This is a genomic window from Pontibacter sp. GD13, assembly GCF_058216355.1.
The window spans coordinates 238041-254257 of the sequence record NZ_JBYZMQ010000001.1 but is presented as its reverse complement, the minus strand read 5'-3'; the positions used below and the strand labels follow the sequence as shown (position 1 = coordinate 254257).

The window sequence follows — 16217 nt, the reverse complement described above, 5'->3', positions numbered from 1 at the left end:
TTTCCTCCTATGATCATATATAGTACTTCCGGCGCAGGTTCTTCCTACAGTAAGTCGATACAGCAGCTTGGCAAATCCAAGCTACAGTTCTGCGCATCCTTTTCCCTACTTTTAATTCTAGCGTTTCTATCAGCTGCGGCTTCGGTAAGTGCGCAAACCAATGGTAACTGCCCCGCTGGTCTGGTGCATTATTTTGGTATGGATGAAACGAACACGGCTAACTCCCTCAAAGATTATGTTTCGGCAACCATTGCCTCTTGTGAAAGCTGCCCGACATCCACCGCAGGATTGTTTGCTGGTGCGCAGCAATTTAATGGCAGCAGCAATGGCGTTACGATCTCGGATATAAAGAACTTTGAGTGGGGCCCCAACAGCAGTTTCACGATTGAGTTATGGATGCAGGTGTCTGGCAACGCCTCCTTAAATAGGGTGATGATGGGCAGGGTAGGTTCAGAATCACGCATGTTGTGGTGGTTAGGAGTAGACAAGAACGGTTATGCTGTTTTTGAACTGTATGACCGCCAGCGGAATGGCATTATTACGGGTGGTGATGGAGTGGGCAATAATCCTGTTTCTGTAAACGACGGTAAATGGCATCATGTGGCTGTAGTGCGCGATGGTATATTGAGAACTAACAAACTGTATGTAGATGGATTTACCGTAGGGAGTTTTCAGGCCGACTATGCGGATAACTTCGAGAGCGTTGCCCCGGTGAGCGTCGGTTACCTGAACCTGGATAGTAAGTATCGCTACAACGGCAAGTTAGATGAGGTGATGGTTTATAACCGGGCCTTGGGTGAAGCTGAGATGCGCGCCCGATACAACCAGGGAGCAGGATCTTACTGCGGTCCGGAGCAGGTAAAGCCATTGATCGTGTCAGCGCCGGTTACGTTTGGGGTAACAGATCAGCAATACATCTACGATGTAAACGCTACCGGAATGCCAACCCCCACCTACACGTTGGCGCAGGCTCCTCCAAGCATGGCGATAAATGCGAAATCTGGCGTCATAAGCTGGATGCCTGCCGCAACCGGTAAATTTAAAGTCGGCGTGAAAGCTGCCAACAGTGTGGGGGAATCCTTACAGGAGTTCAGCATTGAAGTAAAAGCAGGTATCGGCGAAGCCCCTGGGCTGGTGCATCACTGGAACTTACAGGAAACAAGCGGGTTAAACTTCAACGACTACTACACCCCTTATACTGCCACTGCAAATACCCCTACCAGGCCCCAACCGGTGCGGGGCGCTGTGTTGGGCGGCCAGCATTTCGATGGGAAAGATGATGGGCTGAACGTGGAAAAGAGCTATAATTTTGATTGGGAGGCTGATGCCAGTTTCAGCATCGAGTTATGGATGCGCACAGAAGCAAGCACGTCGGGCAACCGCGTGCTGATTGGCCGCGACGGGAAAGACTCTGAAGTTCACTGGTGGGTAGGTGTGGATGGTGCCGGAAATGCCGTGTTCCAGCTAAAGGATTTTATTTGGGATGGAGAACTGATAAAAGCAAATGGACCAATACTAAACGATGGCAAATGGCACCAGGTAGTAGCCGTACGCGACGGCGCCTCGGGTCAGAATATTCTGTATGTAGACGGCGTGTCGAGAGCATCTCGGACCCAGACTTTTAAAAATAGCTTTGCTAGCCGAAGTCCTGTTAACATTGGCTTTCTGAACGATGGCGGTGGCTATCATTATGAAGGCGACCTGGACGAGGTGAAGCTGTTCGGACGTGTGCTGACTGCCGATGAGATTAAAGACCGGTATAAGTTGGTGTACGATGCACTTACCGAACTCACAGACTTTAAAGGAAAGTACATCGAGGAGCAGGTGCAGCTTGATTGGGCCACTGCCCTGGAAGTTGATACCAGGAGCTTTGACATAGAGCGTTCTGCTGCTGGCGAGACCTTTGAAAAAATAGGGGAGGTGGCAGCCGCCGGCAACAGCAACGTGCAGCTGGATTACACCTTTTTAGATACGGCCCCGATTCCTGAACGGGCTTTTTACCGTTTAAAGGTTAACAACAGCAACGACTCTTTTTTCTACTCTGACATTATTGAGGTTCTGGATCGAAAGCTTAATGCTTCCACTTTTATTGTCTATCCTAATCCGGCTACCATTCAGGATGAGGTGGCGGTGGAAATTGACCACATGCAACCCAATGAGGAGGTACTTGTTTTTATCTCTGATTTATCAGGCAGAACGCTGACCAAGCAGCAGTTAGTTATCGATGGCTTTGGTAAATTAAAATTCACCATTCCTGTTACCGCCAATTTCCGAACCGGTATCTACAATATTTCTGTGTCAAGCAGTCTCAAAACCTTCAGCCGTAAGTTGGTTATAGTAAAATGACCTTCGGCCAAAACACTTTGCACAGCCAGTAGGATTTTAAACCGGACGGTAGGTGATTACTAATGTGTAAATATTCATATTTTTTGAATATTAATTTATAGAACTATAGGCATATGGTTCCGTAAAAGTACAATAGTCAAAGTCGCAATTATATTAAAACAAGAGCATTTGTTGCCTTTTTCTTTAAACACTCATTTCGAAACTATTTGTCTTCAGCCTTAACTATAGGCTATATGTATTATTTAAAATCTAAAATATGAATGATCTTTACAGAAGTAGGGCTGTCCGTGCTCCACTTTTTAGACAAGTACATTACTTTCAATTCATAGATTCTCTTTCACAGGGAGGCACTTTCCTTTGTAAAGCACTTCTCATACTTGCATTTTTTTTAAGTAGCCAGGCTATACTTGCTCAACCCAGCGGCTTTGTAGAAGAACAGGTAGGGGATGAATGGAATGCTGCTGTTGGGCTCACTTTCTCAAAAGACGGCAATACTATGTTTGTGTGGGAGAAAGCCGGTAAAGTGTGGCTGGTGCAGAATGGTGAGAAGTTACCAACTCCACTGCTGGATATAAGCGAAGAAGTGGGTAATTGGGGCGACCACGGCTTACTGGGTTTTGCCCTCGATCCGAACTTTGATAGCAATGGGTATGTGTACGCTTTATATGTGGTAGATCGCCACCACTTGCTTAACTTCGGGAAAGGGAGTTACAGTGCCACAGCAAATGCCTACTATGATGCTACCATCGGTCGTGTAACGCGCTTTACAGCCAGCAATAAGAAAACAGTGGATGCCGGTAGCCGCAAGGTTTTACTCGGGAACACACCGCAAACCGGAATCCCGATCTTGTATGAATCGCATGGTATTGGCTCTCTTGTTTTTGGCGAAGATGGCTCCCTGTTGATCTCGGCTGGTGATGGCGCCACAGCAGGCTACCTGGATACTGGGTACAAACCGAGCCAACCCAACGACACGTATGTGACCCAGGCACTACAAGATGGTATTATCACGGCCAAATATGACGTAGGTGCTTTTAAAGCCCAACAGATACAGTCCCTTAATGGTAAGATCCTACGCATAGATCCGGAAACGGGCCGAGGACTTCCCTCTAATCCGTTTTATCTCTCATCTGATCCCAACGCTCCCCAATCTAAAGTATGGGCATTAGGCTTGCGGAATCCTTTCCGTTTCACTCTGCGTCCTGGCACAGGTAGCGCCTCGACACCAGGGGTGCTGTATGTAGGCGATTCCGGGTGGCAGGATTGGGAAGAAGTAAACGTAGTAACACAGGGCGGTATGAATTTTGGATGGCCCATATACGAAGGGCTGGAGGCGCAGCGGTATTACGCGAACACCGGTGTTGACAATCCCTTCGCCCCTAATCCACTGTATGGGCAAAACGGCTGTGCAACCCAATTTCTAACGTTTCATAACCTGATCAATCCACCTAAGCGTACACAGCAGCCTTATTTTGGTAATCCTTGCGATTACAACACCGAGATACCGGACTCCTACAACAAATTTGTGCACATCCGTCCTGCCCTGGATTGGGTAAATGCTGTTGCGGTGAACGGAGTGGAGCCACAACCGGACGCCAGAACCGGTACTTTCAACGGTGAGAACCCGGTGGTTGTTAAAATTGGAGCAGCAGGCTCTCCTGTTAGCGGTCCGCAATTTTATGGTAGTTCGGCTACGGGTGGCATTTGGTACACCGGAGATGATTTACCAGCAGAATACAAAAACACGTATTTTTTTGGGGATTACGGTGCAGGTTGGATCAGAAACGCCAGCTTTGATAATGCTGAAACCCCGAAGGTGGTTAGAAACTTTATTAACGACGGTGCCAACGTGGTTGCCTTAGCCACTAACCCGGTCACCGGTGGTCTATATTATATTAACTATGCCACGCAAATTAAGAAAGTTAGTTATTACGGTAGCAACACACCTCCGAAGGCTGTGGCGGAAGCCAATAAACTTTATGGCACCAGCCCGCTTACCGTTGCATTCAGTAGTGACAAGTCTACAGATGCTGAGGGGCAGGCTCTTTCTTTTGAATGGGACTTCGGGGATGGCTCGGCAAAGGTTACTACGGCTAACCCGACGCATACTTTTACAGCCACAGAAATTGGAAAGAAATTTACTGTACAGTTAAAAGTAACTGACGCTGCAGGGTTAAGCGCTGTTGCCCAGCTAACCATATCGGTCAATAACACTCCTCCGGCTGTAAGCATCACCAGTCCGGCCAAGAACATGAAGTATACCATGTCCGGTAAAACGGTGTATGATCTGCGTGCTAACGTAACCGATAATGAGCACAGTGCAGGTCAGCTAACGTATGAGTGGCAAACAGCGCTCCATCATAATACACATGTGCATCCGGAACCTATTGACACTAAGCCCGAAACCACTGCTACCATCACACCAATCGGCTGCGACAGTGAAACCTACTTTTACCGAATTAGTCTGAAAGTAACGGATGCAGGCGGATTGTCAGCGTCTGACTATGTGGATGTGTACCCTGACTGTAGTGGCGGAAGCGTAGCTCCTATCAGCATCATTTCTCCCGGCAACAACAGCAATTTTGCAGCTGGCGCGCCTATTACCTTTAAGGTAAGCTTCATGGATGCCAGTAAAGTATGGAAAGAAGTGAGTTATTATCAGGGAGCAAAGCTTATCGGAACTACCAAAGCTACTCCTTTCGACTTTACCTGGAGTGGAGCCGCTGAAGGGAGTTACAGCATCACAGCCAAAGCGATTGGCGAAAATGGTCAGGGAGTAATCTCAGATCCGATTACTGTTACGGTTGGTACACCGGCCCAGGTTAACCTGTCCAGTTGCCTACCTGGCCTGGTGCATTATTTTGGTCTGGACGAGGCGACAGGTGATACACCGAGGGATTTTGCCTCTGCCACTGTGGCTACCTGTGAAACCTGTCCGACCCAGGTAGCGGGTAAATTTAACCAGGCGCAGCAGTTTAACGCAACCACTGGGGTTAACATCGAGAACGTATCCAATTTTAATTGGAATAAGGATGTGAACTTCACCATCAGTTTTTGGATGCGCAGCAGTGCCCAGAATGCCAACAACACTGTGATTGTTGGAAGGAATGCGGTAAACAGTCGTATGCACTGGTGGGTTGGTTTAAACCCAGCGGGGCAGGCGATGTTCATGTTGAAAGATGTGGAACATGTTGGCCTTTTGATTGGTGATAAGGGTCCTGCCTTAAATGATGGGAACTGGCACCATGTAGTTGCGGTGCGCGATGGGGCCAATTCTATGAGCAAGCTCTATGTGGACGATGCACTGATCGAGCAGGCCGAATACTATTACGTGCGCGGTTTTGAAGGTCAGGTACCAGTAAACGTTGGCTACATGCAATTAGATAACGGCTACCATTATACAGGCGACCTGGATGAACTGAAAGTATATAACAGAGCACTTCTGAATGACGAAGTTGCAGCCAGCTACAACAGTGGGAACGGGAGCTACTGTGGAAGCAATGCGCTGGGTATAACTGAGAATGAACGCTTCACAGGGGCTTTTGAAGTATTCCCGAATCCAACGAACGGCGAAATGGGTATTTATTTGTCCGAGTTGCTGCCAGGAGAATCCATAAGGCTAACTCTGACTGATATAACAGGCAAGGCCGTTGCTAAAAAAGAAGTCATGGCTACGGCAGCAGGCACCTTGCAAGTTAAATTCGGATCGGATCTGACGCTGCGTTCAGGGTTGTATAACCTGGTCTTGTCTTCACCAGAGCGAAACCTAAGCAGAAAAGTAGTGATCATACACTAAATCAAAATTGAACACTTCTTTAAAAGGAAAAAGCGCCTGTATCATACAGGCGCTTTTTGATTTTAGAAGGTATCTGCTTTTATTCTTTGATAACCTTGATGCTCTTGCTGGTTCCTGTGCTGTCGGTATACTTTAAGAAGTATAAACCCCCTTTAAGATCTACGGATGATAAGCTGATCTCCAGTTTACCGTTGGCAAGTTCCAGGCTTCCTTTTTCTTCATAAACAACTCTTCCGGTTTGGTCAAGCAGCATAACTTTCTGCAGCTTTACCTCCTGTGTTCCAAAGTCAAGTGTGATCATGTCTTTGAAAGGATTAGGGTAGGCAGTGGTGTTTTCAAAGTATAGTGCTGTGTCGGTACCCTGAGCAGCACTCATGGCAGACATACCAGTCAGATCAGCTGAAATAGGAGAGAGGTGTTTGCCAGCGATTGGCTTCTCCTGCGCGCCGGTTGGCAGCTGCCAGCTAACGGCCAGGTTATCGCCGCCTGCACCCTCTACATGTAGTGCCTCGATGTAGTAGCGCTTTCCGGCTGCCAGGGTTACCTTCACCGACTGCTGGGAGCTGTACTTGGTGAACTCGCGCGGGTTGGTCCAGCCGTTCACGTAAGCCAGCTTCACTTTGCGGCTTGGGTCCTCGGAAGTGCTCAGCCACAGCTCTGCGTTGTTGTCGCCCGCGATCCAGAAGGTGTACTGGCCGCTCTCCGGGGCCGTCACGTAGCCGCGGATGCGCTGGCCGTAGTTGTCGCCGATGTTGCTCGGTGCCTCAAAAGAAGACAGCTGTGTAACGCTGGTAGGTTTCTGAGAAAGCGGCAACTGGCTGATGTTTTCTGTGTTTACATTTGACCAGTACTCACGTGTGATCTTACCGGAGCTGGTGATGGATGTTGTAGGCAAAGGGGTAATGGTGGTAGAAACGCTTCCTACCTGCGATAACCTGTTGCCAGCGATTGGCTTCTCCTGCGCGCCGCTTGGCAGCTGCCAGCCTACGGCCAGGTTATCACCACCGGCCTCTTCTTTCATCAGCGCCTCGATGTAGTAGCGCTGCCCTGCTGCCAGGGTTACCTTCACCGACTGCTGGGAGCTGTACTTGGTGAACTCGCGCGGGTTGGTCCAGCCGTTCACGTAAGCCAGCTTCACTTTGCGGCTTGGGTCCTCGGAGGTGCTCAGCCACAGCTCTGCGTTGTTGTCGCCCGCGATCCAGAAGGTGTACTGGCCGCTCTCCGGGGCCGTCACGTAGCCGCGGATGCGCTGGCCGTAGTTGTCGCCGATGTTGCTCGGTGCCTCAAAAGAAGACAGCTGTGTAACGCTGGTAGGTGTGCTGGATAAGGGGATATGAGATATATCAGAGCCGGCAACACCCGCCCAGTACTCTCTCGTAATACTACCCGATTCTGTAACGTTTGTAGTTGGCGCAGGAGCGGGTGTAGGAGTAGGCGCTGGGGCAACTATAGTGCTAACAGATCCGTTCGGGCCTATCGTAATGCCGTTTTGCAGCAACTTCTGGTTCCACAAGGTAAGCTCAGCTGTCTCGGATGCTGTAGAAATAACACCCGGCAGGAATGTGTTATTCGTAAAAGATGCATTCTCGGCTACAGAAATATCGTTTCTATTATTCACATATCCCCAGGTTGTTACACCAACTGTGTTGTTATCAACTGAGTTAGAGAAAGTGGTGTTCTTGTTATAATAGTCCTTGCTCCACAGGCCGGAGGTATACATGTTGAATTTGGAGCCGTCCTTAATGAAAACAGCTGAATTAACGGCCCTGTTGTGGTGGTATCTGATATTGTTGCCACCTGCAATGCCCATGCTGTAGTTGCCCAGATTTAACAACTGATTGTTAGATGCTTCGATATAGGCAGTGCACGTGTTTACGTCTCCGTCTCCGTCAGTGATAATTCCGCCTCCGGAGTAGTTGGTGCCGGCATGTGGAATAGGGTAGGCGCCATAAATGTAGTTGTTGTGGATTCGAATAGGAGAGTTAGAAGTACCGCGAGAGTTGTGGATGTTGATGTTGTCTTCCACAGCGGAGTTGCCTGCTTCGTTCACAACCTGGTTCCAGGCTATTTCTACATGAGGGGCGCCGTTCCTGTAATTAAACTGTACGAACTGCACCATTTCTTTGCCTCCGTAAACACGACCGTCAATGTTTTTCGCGCTGTTGTAGCGTATTTTGATTGTGTTGGCTGTCGTGCCATTTCCCTCGTAACGCTGGCCTACGTAAATACCGGCGGTGTTTTCCATGTAGCAGTTCTCCACAACAACGTTACGGAACACGTCTACGGCCAGAAAACGACGCGGCTTCTTATAGTTTTTCCAAGGGGTAGGAGTCAGGCCATAACCGCGCGAGTGACGGATGGTAATGTCAGCTGAGTTGCCGAGCGAGCGAACAAGCGGACCTGCTCCGCGAATGTTTGCATTTAAAATGATGACTGGTTCGTTTGTTTTGATTTCTACGGCAGCAATTTCAGAATCTCTGGATTCCCAGTTACCGGTGTATGTACCACCTTTGGTGATTACAATAGGACCGCTGTAAGTTTGAGCGGAGGCTTTTAGGGTAGTTAAAACACAAACAATGAAGGTGAGCATGAAGGCAAAATAAGCCCATCCAGCTCTCTTATTGGCATAAGAGGGTAGTAAAATCATCTTCTTTGGCTAAAAGTTGAAAAGTTAAATTTTTTAGTGTTTGAGCTGATTAAGAAAGTAGTTTCGATTCCTTTGGCGTCTCCTCGAAACAATGTAAGCTCTGTTTTAAATGTCTCCTTTAGTGTGTGTCGTTAAACTATTAATATATAAGTTGTTACAAATATAGGTAGATAGATTTTACAAATACTAGCTTTTAATTTAAATTTATAGAAAAAATTATAAATAATTAGTATAATCCTAATTTGTTTTTGATGCAAAATGCTAAATTAGGCTGTGTAAGGGTATTTTTTGGGCAACGTTGATGTTTAAAAAAGGTTATATGTATTTAATAAATACTATTTATAAAATATAATAGTAATAATATTTTATTGAAAATTATATATATTTACGCTTTAAATATAAGTTTATTTATACATATCGATTTTTATATGTTATAAAATAAATCCTATTAATATCTAATCATTCAAATATTTGAATGATTAGATATTAATAGGATTTATAAGTGTTGAAATGATCTTTGTTTGAAGGGGGTTTAGAGGCTACTTATTGTAAAATCCCTATGAGTATATTCTCTCTTCTTAATTTCTTTAACCAGAGATCGAGTTCTAAGTCCTCCATCTCTCGGGTCACTTCTCCCTTGATGATTTCATTTTCGTACGTGTCCGCTGCAACAAATGTGCTGTCCATGATTTCATTGCGCCAAGTGCCTGTCCTGCCCACGGTTGCCAGTGTGTTGTGGTGCATGGCGTTATTAAAAGTGGCCTCGAGCTTATAGTAGTCTTTGGCCCATATACCGCTGGTCCAACAGTTGTATAGGGAGTTATCTGCAAACCTGGCTGCTACGATGGCTCTGTTGCGATAGATCTCAATGTGGTTGCCGCCTGCAATGCCGAGGCAATAGTTGCCTAGGCCCACTAGCTGGTTTTCATAAATCTTTACATGTGCAGTAGCCAAGGTAGCGTCAGTACCTGGAGAGTCAGTGATGATGCCGCCCCCTGTGTATTCACTGGCGGTAGAAGGAATGGGATAGGCACCCCGGATATAATTGTTATGGATCAGAATAGGGGAAGCAGGCGTTCCTCTTGTGTTATAAATGTTGATGTTGTCCTCCACAAGCGATTTATCCGGTTCATTAATTACCTGGTTCCAAGCGATTTCGGCATGGGCTATCGCATTTTTAAAATTGAACTGCACAAACTGCGCAATGGACTGGCCTCCGTAAATACGGCCATCAATGTTCTTCACCTCATTATAGCGGATCTTTACAGTTTGCTCCGGAGAGCCATTGCCTTCGTAGCGCTGACCCAGGTAAATGCCTGCCGTATTTTCAAGGTAACAGTGCTCCACAACAATATTCTTAAAACCATCCACCCCTAAAAAGCGCCTGGGTTTTTTATAGTCATTGTAGGGGGTTGGGGCAAGGCCGTAACCTGCTGTGTTACGCACGGTAATGTTGGCGGAATGACCGAGGGCACGAATAAGCGGGCCGGCTCCCTTGATAATGGAATGCGAGATAGTAACCGGCTCGTCGGTTATGATCTCGACAGCCGGAACTTCTGAGTTCTTGGATTCCCATTTACCCGTATAAGTGCCTCCTTTTGTAATGACGATGGGGCCACTGAACCCGTATCCGGACGTATGCGGTGAGTTGGGCAGTGTATGTAACAACGAGTAGGTAGCCAGAAACAAAAGCAGCAGGCTGACGGCTGCCCACAATACCCATTTTCTGCGGCTGCTTACCTGGTTTACATACCAGAAAGGAAAGTGCGCTGGCTGCTGCAAATTATTTAAGCATATAGCCGAAAATGCGCCTGGCATAGCCGTTTGCCAGGTAAAAAGGTATATAAGGGGGAGGGCAGTTCTTTAACGTAAAGCGTGTAAAGTCGCGGAGGTTGCCACCGCCTTTAATGTCAAATAGGTGATTGTAGAATTTCTTGAGTGATTTGCTCTGCCTGTTCAGGCGCTCGCCGCTCTCCTCGGGGTAGGTGTACAGCTTGGCGTCGTAGTTGCAGTAAAGCTCAAACCCGTTGCGCAAAGCCGTATGCGTAAAATCGTAGTCTGCCACATAATGCGGGAATTTATCCTGATCCAACAGCCCTATCTGCTCAAAAACGGCACGCGGCACCAACAGTCCACGGCCCGGAAGCTGCGATACTTGATGAATGCCCTTTTGCTGTTCGGCGGGGAGCTCTTGCAAGAGGTACCGGACTTTATTTAACTTGAAGTCGATTATCTCCCCTCCAAACGCCGGTAACCGGGTGGCAGCATCCATTTCAAGCGCCCCCAGTATAGCGTTCGGTTTCTCCGACATCCATTTGTAGGTATTCTGGATAAAAGTAGGGTCCGCCTCCAGGTCGTTGTTGAGCGTCATCACGTATTCGGCGCCTTGCTGTAAAGCATGCTTAATGCCCAGGTTAACGCTGGCTGTCCAGAAAAGACCGCCGTCTCCAAACAGGATATCCACTTCAGGAAACTCATCCCGCAACATGTCCGCCGTGCCATCGGTAGAGCCGTCGTCTACCACTATTACGCTGAAATTGGTGTTGGTTTGCTTGCGAAGCGAGATCAGGCATTCGCGGGTAAAGTTTTTACGGTTAAAAACGGGGATTACGATATGTATCATGAAAATAAGGGCTAATGTATAACAGTGAGTTCCTGCGGTTGAGCCAGGGTGTATTTGGCATAAAACTCATTGATGTGTTTTGTTTTAAGGGGCCAGGTTTGTGATTTTGCAAAGGCATAACCCGCTTTTCCCATCTCCTGACGTAGCGCCGGAGCATCATACAGTTGCGTTACGGAGGTGGCCAACGCCTTTACAGTTTGTTCAGGAGTTGTTACGGCTACTTTAATGCCTGCGTTGTCCGGAACAAGATTTTTACCGCCATGCAGATCAAGCGTTAAGATGGGCAAGCCATACGCCATCGACTCCAGAAACTGGGCAGCTGACGAGTCGCGGAGACTGCAGAACATAAACAGGTCGCTTTCGGTGTACGCTTTTTTGACATCCTCCCAGGGCACTTGCCCTTTCCAGTTTACTTTTTCCTGCAGGTTATAGGCTTTTATCCAAAGGGGTACAAACGCGTGCATCGGCCCGTCACCAAGTACGGTAAGCTCAAACTTAACTCTTTCAGGCACCCGACTCAGCGCCTCCAGCACCAGCGGCAAGCCTTTGCGTGCAAACAGGCGGCCAACCCAAAGAATTTTCATCACCTCTGAGGGTGGCCGAACGGGGTATGCATCCGGGTAAAAGTCTTCAGGCAGACTGGTGTCCAGAAACATCTTCGCGTTTCGCGCCCCGATGTTTCGGGCCATAAGCAGTGTGTCTTCGTTGGTCGTGAGCACCAAGGAGGCGTGGCGCATCGCCTGGCGCACATTCGGGTTTAGGGCCAGGAGCAGCTTGCTGGTGACTGTCCGGAATACCTCCATTTTCCACCAGCGGTCGAAATACTTTTTAAAAGCCCTGGGCGCTTCCTGTCCTCCTCCGGCCGGTCCGAAAATAAACGGTTTGTTTAAGCGCCATAAGGCCGATCCCATTTGCAGGCTGCCGAGGGTTACGTGGTGCACCAGATCAAAATTAATCTCCTTATCCAGTTCTTGGGCCTTTTTGTAGGCTCTTTGTTGCCAAACCATGTAATGCAGGTAAACACCCGGCTGGTATTGGTATACTTTATTGATCCAGTTGGGGACGTCCACAAATATGACATGCAGGTTAGGCATGTTCAGTTCGAGGAGTTCCTGCTCTATAGCCTCTTTACCTTCCAGGGTTGTCAGGCACCATACGTTATGGCCTAAGCGTGCAGTGCTTATAGCCCAGTTCCAGCCGTTTCCGGGTTCGGAGCCTCGGTTAGGTTCACAGGCGTAGGCAGATAAGAGTAAGTTCATAGAATATGTTTTAAAGGCTAAAGCTAAAAAGGGCTTTCAGTTTAGCGCTTGCTTTGTCACGCATCATTTTGTTGAAGTTCCGCCGATCCGATTCCACATCGCGAATCACAAACTTGGGGTGCCGTAGCGGAAATTCAATTTCCTGCTCTTGCACCAGCGCTTTTTTATCGTGCAGGTTAAATGTGTGGGTTGCATCTTCTCCAAAACCTATGTTCCGCACCAGGTTCACTTCCGGCACAATGCAAAGGCCAGAGTTGCTGTATACCGTAAACTCCCACTGGTAATCCCATACATCGCCTTTGGTGATGTTTTCGTAGGTTTCGTTCAGCTTGCTCAGGCGATAGGTTTCTTCCAGTTTGTTTAAAAACAAGCCGTTCAGGTAGCCTTTTTGCTTTAGTTCAGGGTAATTTGTGATGTTGAAATCGTAAAGGCTCCAGGCCCTGCGCCAGGTTGCCCAGCCCCAGCTGTTCACCTTATCCGAGAAGTAATAGGAATAGTCGTTGTCGCGGCGCCAGCCATCCAGGTAGTTATTGCCACTCACGTGCATGATGCGCGTGTCTTGTTTATACCTTTGAAGCATCTCCTGGCAAAACCAGAAAAAACTTTTTGAGGGAACACAGTCGTCCTCCAAAATTATACCTGTTTCCTCGTGCTCAAACAGCCAGCTGATCGACCTGGCCGGGGCAACGCCACAGCCCAGGTTTTCGGGATGGAAAAGCGTCTGAACCTCACATTCCCAGTCTACCTGCTCTATGATCCGTTTCGTTTCGGCGCAACGTTCTGTGTCGGAGGCAACGTGCGGACGAGGGCCATCTGCTGCAACATACAGTTTACGGGGCCTTACCTGCTTTATGCGGTCAAATACTTTCTGGGTGGTGTCGGGTCTGTTAAATATTAAAAGCAACACCGGGGTGTGCAGTGTTTCATCGGGGGTAGAAGTGCGCATACTATATAAGGGTTTTGCAGTATTATAGTACTGCTATTTTCAAGAAGATGTTACCAATTGCGGGCTACTTTTTAGCAGTGCCCGCTTATTGGCTATCCGTTCGTGCCGGCGAGATGCAAAGTCCTTTAAAAAGGTTACCTGGTCCTCTTCAGGCGTATCCAAATAGGCAATTGTGAGGCCCAGTACGGCATAGAAGAAATAAGGCAGTATATAGGAGAGCCCGAAAACGAAGCCGCTGCTGATAAAGGCGAACAAAAGTATCTGCTCCTTGTTGAGCGCTTTCTTTTTGAGCCCCTTGCCAATAGCATAAAACTTGACCAAAAGGAAAAGGATCATGCCGACAGCCCCGATATAAAAGAACACATCGAGGTAGAAGCTATGGAAGAAATGCCCGTTGCCATCCTCAAACACAGGCTGATCAATGTCGTCGCGGTAAAACTGTATCGGCAACTCAAATCCCTCAAACCGCATCCCCCACACCAGGTTATCCTGTACAAAAGGCAGGTAAGAGGTGAGCTGTTGGTACCGCCATCCGCCTGTTCCCTGCTTGTCGTAATTCTCAATATCTGAAAAACTCTCCTGGAACTTCTCAATGATCTCGGGGTGGATAGAGAAGACGAAAGCACTGCATATAATGCCGACAATGCCCACCACCACAGCAATGGGGATCAGTTTTTTGAAGTTGACGACTGTTTTAGACTTAAAATTAAGAAGCAAGAAGTAAACAGCTAAGATAAAGGCCGTTGTGATCCAGACAGTACGGTGCTGAAAAAATATGATCAGGAAGAGCACGAAAAATGCCATGATCATATTGAAGATGCCACCCTTAAACAAGTAGTTGTTCAGAAAATACATGAAAGGGATCACCAGCATGTATATGGAAGTGGCATACACGCCCCGCTCATGGTTCGTGAAGGCTGAAAGGCTCACACTATCAGGGTTGATGATCAGCACATTCAGGATAAAACCGATCAGGATAAACCAAACAACATGCTTCAGATCCAGGAACTGGTTTTTTTTGTAAAAAGTATAAATGAAAAATATGTAGAAGAATAGAAACAGTTTTAAAAACACATGCGGGTAAATGAGCGGTGTGTTATACTTTAGCAAGCTCTCGAACACCATCCCGACCACATACAGAAAAGTAAACGCAAACATGGTGCGCATGTACGGTGACATGTACTTGATGTAATACAGGCTGTAGCCCATCGAGATCATGGCCGAGATCTTCACCAGGAACGGCAGAATGCTGCCTTGTAACGCCTCATTATCCGGAGCCATTAACTGAATAAACATTGTGTCCATCAGCATGATCAGGAATAAAGGCATTGCAAACAAGACACTGTAATTGAGCTTCATGCGTAAATCGTGTATCGTTAGTTGGGCGTGGGGAGATATGCTACCTCTTTGACTTTAAATTCTGGCACATCAGCGTCCGAATCATGCCGGACTGCTACCTGATTTACGTAATTGATGAATTGGTCAACCACAACATCTTCTGAGAAGTTCGCTTTGGCAAACGCAAACGCCCTTTTTGTTATACTGTTCCGGAGGGCAGTGTCGCTCAGGAGCTTTACCGTGGTGGCTGCAATTGCATCAGCTGAACTGATATCGCACAGTAAACCCGCTTTGCCTTTGTCGAGCAGCTCCGGGATAAAACCGCTTTTATTCCCCCCAATAACCGGCGTTCCCACCACCATGGCTTCCAGCACTGCCATGCCAAACGATTCTTCTACGGAGGCATGCACCATTGCCTTCGCCTTGGCTACCTGCGCCAGTACTTTATCAAATGGCAAGGCGCCAAGGAAAATTACCCCTTCGGCCAGCCCATGCTGTTCTGCAAAGCGCTGTGCCTCGCCGCCGGGCTCCATTCCTACCCCGATCAGGTGATAGGTTAAAGCGGGAAATTTTTTTCTGATCTGGGCAAAGGCCCTGAGCGAAGCCGGTACTCCTTTGCGCTCCGTAAAGCCCATGCTCACCGAAACTATAAAGTTCTCTTTAATAGGGCTTTCCGGTATACTTTTAAGCAACGCATCCGAATAAAAGTTGTTGATGATCAACGCTTTTTTCTGATCGGGCGTTGAAAGCTGACGGAAAGTATAGCTGGAGTTAGCCGCCAGGTACTTAGCTTTGTTTATGACCACATAATTCATGAACCAACGCACCAGTCGGAACACATCGGGCTGGGTTCTCAGGATCTTTCTGGCGATGTCGTGAACACTTACAATGGTAGGTAGCTTACTTTCAAGTGCGGCCCAGGCATATTCATAGCTCCAGAAAGCATAAATAACGTCGGCAGGTTGGGCTAACATCAGCGCTTTCAGTTCATCGCGCTCAAATTTAAACATGCGTCTGCCTGGTTGGGCTTTGGTCCTGCCAATGCAAATGGTCAGGTTACCGTCCTGTAACACCAGTGGCTCCTCAATACTTTCGGAGTTGGTGTAGCCGATCACTGTATAACCTCTGCGCAAAAGCGCATTGATCAGGTGCGACGTTAGCGGAAAGCCATTCGTTTCAGGTAGTTGGCTATCCTTTCGTTTCCAATCTAATAATTTCAGGTTTATTGGACCGGATATTCCAATTGTAAAATTTTTCTTCAT

Annotated in this window: 9 protein-coding genes; 2 read left to right on the top strand and 7 right to left on the bottom strand. The window is 47.6% G+C overall.

The genetic code is table 11. The features are described from left to right. Positions 1–9: 9 nt before the first annotated feature. Both AC4BAN_RS01080 and AC4BAN_RS01075 read left to right on the top strand, forming a co-directional pair. Positions 10–2346, top strand: coding sequence for a LamG-like jellyroll fold domain-containing protein (locus AC4BAN_RS01080; protein WP_490562509.1), 2337 nt, complete (start codon positions 10–12; stop codon positions 2344–2346). 256 nt (positions 2347–2602) lie between these two features. Beyond that, a complete protein-coding gene (locus tag AC4BAN_RS01075) occupies positions 2603–6142 on the top strand; it encodes a PQQ-dependent sugar dehydrogenase (RefSeq protein WP_490562508.1) in 3540 nt (1179 codons plus the stop codon). Positions 6143–6221: 79 nt separating this feature from the next. Here the strand turns inward: AC4BAN_RS01075 and AC4BAN_RS01070 are convergent, their stop codons facing one another. From AC4BAN_RS01070 to AC4BAN_RS01040, 7 genes are all read right to left on the bottom strand, one after another. Next, entirely contained in the window at positions 6222–8789 is a 2568-nt protein-coding gene (locus AC4BAN_RS01070; RefSeq protein WP_490562507.1) for a PA14 domain-containing protein, read from the bottom strand. A 543-nt stretch (positions 8790–9332) separates the two neighbouring features. After that, on the bottom strand, positions 9333–10571 hold the full coding sequence (locus AC4BAN_RS01065) for a glycosyl hydrolase (RefSeq protein ID WP_490562506.1): 1239 nt from the start codon (positions 10569–10571) through the stop codon (positions 9333–9335). Between the two features lies 1 nt (position 10572). Further along, positions 10573–11412, bottom strand: a complete 840-nt coding sequence (locus tag AC4BAN_RS01060; protein WP_490562505.1) for a glycosyltransferase family 2 protein — start codon at positions 11410–11412, stop codon at positions 10573–10575. An 11-nt stretch (positions 11413–11423) separates the two neighbouring features. After that, the gene (locus AC4BAN_RS01055; protein WP_490562504.1) at positions 11424–12671 is read right to left on the bottom strand and encodes a glycosyltransferase family 4 protein; all 1248 of its coding nucleotides are present in this window, start codon (positions 12669–12671) and stop codon (positions 11424–11426) included. A gap of 10 nt (positions 12672–12681) precedes the next feature. Then, positions 12682–13617, bottom strand: coding sequence for a nucleotide-diphospho-sugar transferase (locus AC4BAN_RS01050; RefSeq protein ID WP_490562503.1), 936 nt, complete (start codon positions 13615–13617; stop codon positions 12682–12684). A 39-nt stretch (positions 13618–13656) separates the two neighbouring features. Beyond that, positions 13657–14976, bottom strand: coding sequence for an O-antigen ligase family protein (locus AC4BAN_RS01045; protein ID WP_490562502.1), 1320 nt, complete (start codon positions 14974–14976; stop codon positions 13657–13659). 17 nt (positions 14977–14993) lie between these two features. Continuing rightward, positions 14994–16217 carry a glycosyltransferase family 4 protein gene (locus AC4BAN_RS01040; RefSeq protein WP_490562501.1) on the bottom strand — a complete coding sequence of 408 codons (1224 nt, stop codon included), beginning with the start codon at positions 16215–16217 and terminating at the stop codon, positions 14994–14996.

What these genes read in the sequence shown, in the direction of transcription:
- AC4BAN_RS01040 (WP_490562501.1), bottom strand. Translation starts at nt 16,217, where the DNA reads ATGAAGAAAAATTTTACAATTGGAATATCCGGTCCAATAAACCTGAAA.
- AC4BAN_RS01060 (WP_490562505.1), bottom strand. Translation starts at nt 11,412, where the DNA reads ATGATACATATCGTAATCCCCGTTTTTAACCGTAAAAACTTTACCCGC.
- AC4BAN_RS01070 (WP_490562507.1), bottom strand. Translation starts at nt 8,789, where the DNA reads ATGATTTTACTACCCTCTTATGCCAATAAGAGAGCTGGATGGGCTTAT.
- AC4BAN_RS01055 (WP_490562504.1), bottom strand. Translation starts at nt 12,671, where the DNA reads ATGAACTTACTCTTATCTGCCTACGCCTGTGAACCTAACCGAGGCTCC.
- AC4BAN_RS01080 (WP_490562509.1), top strand. Translation starts at nt 10, where the DNA reads ATGATCATATATAGTACTTCCGGCGCAGGTTCTTCCTACAGTAAGTCG.
- AC4BAN_RS01075 (WP_490562508.1), top strand. Translation starts at nt 2,603, where the DNA reads ATGAATGATCTTTACAGAAGTAGGGCTGTCCGTGCTCCACTTTTTAGA.
- AC4BAN_RS01050 (WP_490562503.1), bottom strand. Translation starts at nt 13,617, where the DNA reads ATGCGCACTTCTACCCCCGATGAAACACTGCACACCCCGGTGTTGCTT.
- AC4BAN_RS01045 (WP_490562502.1), bottom strand. Translation starts at nt 14,976, where the DNA reads ATGAAGCTCAATTACAGTGTCTTGTTTGCAATGCCTTTATTCCTGATC.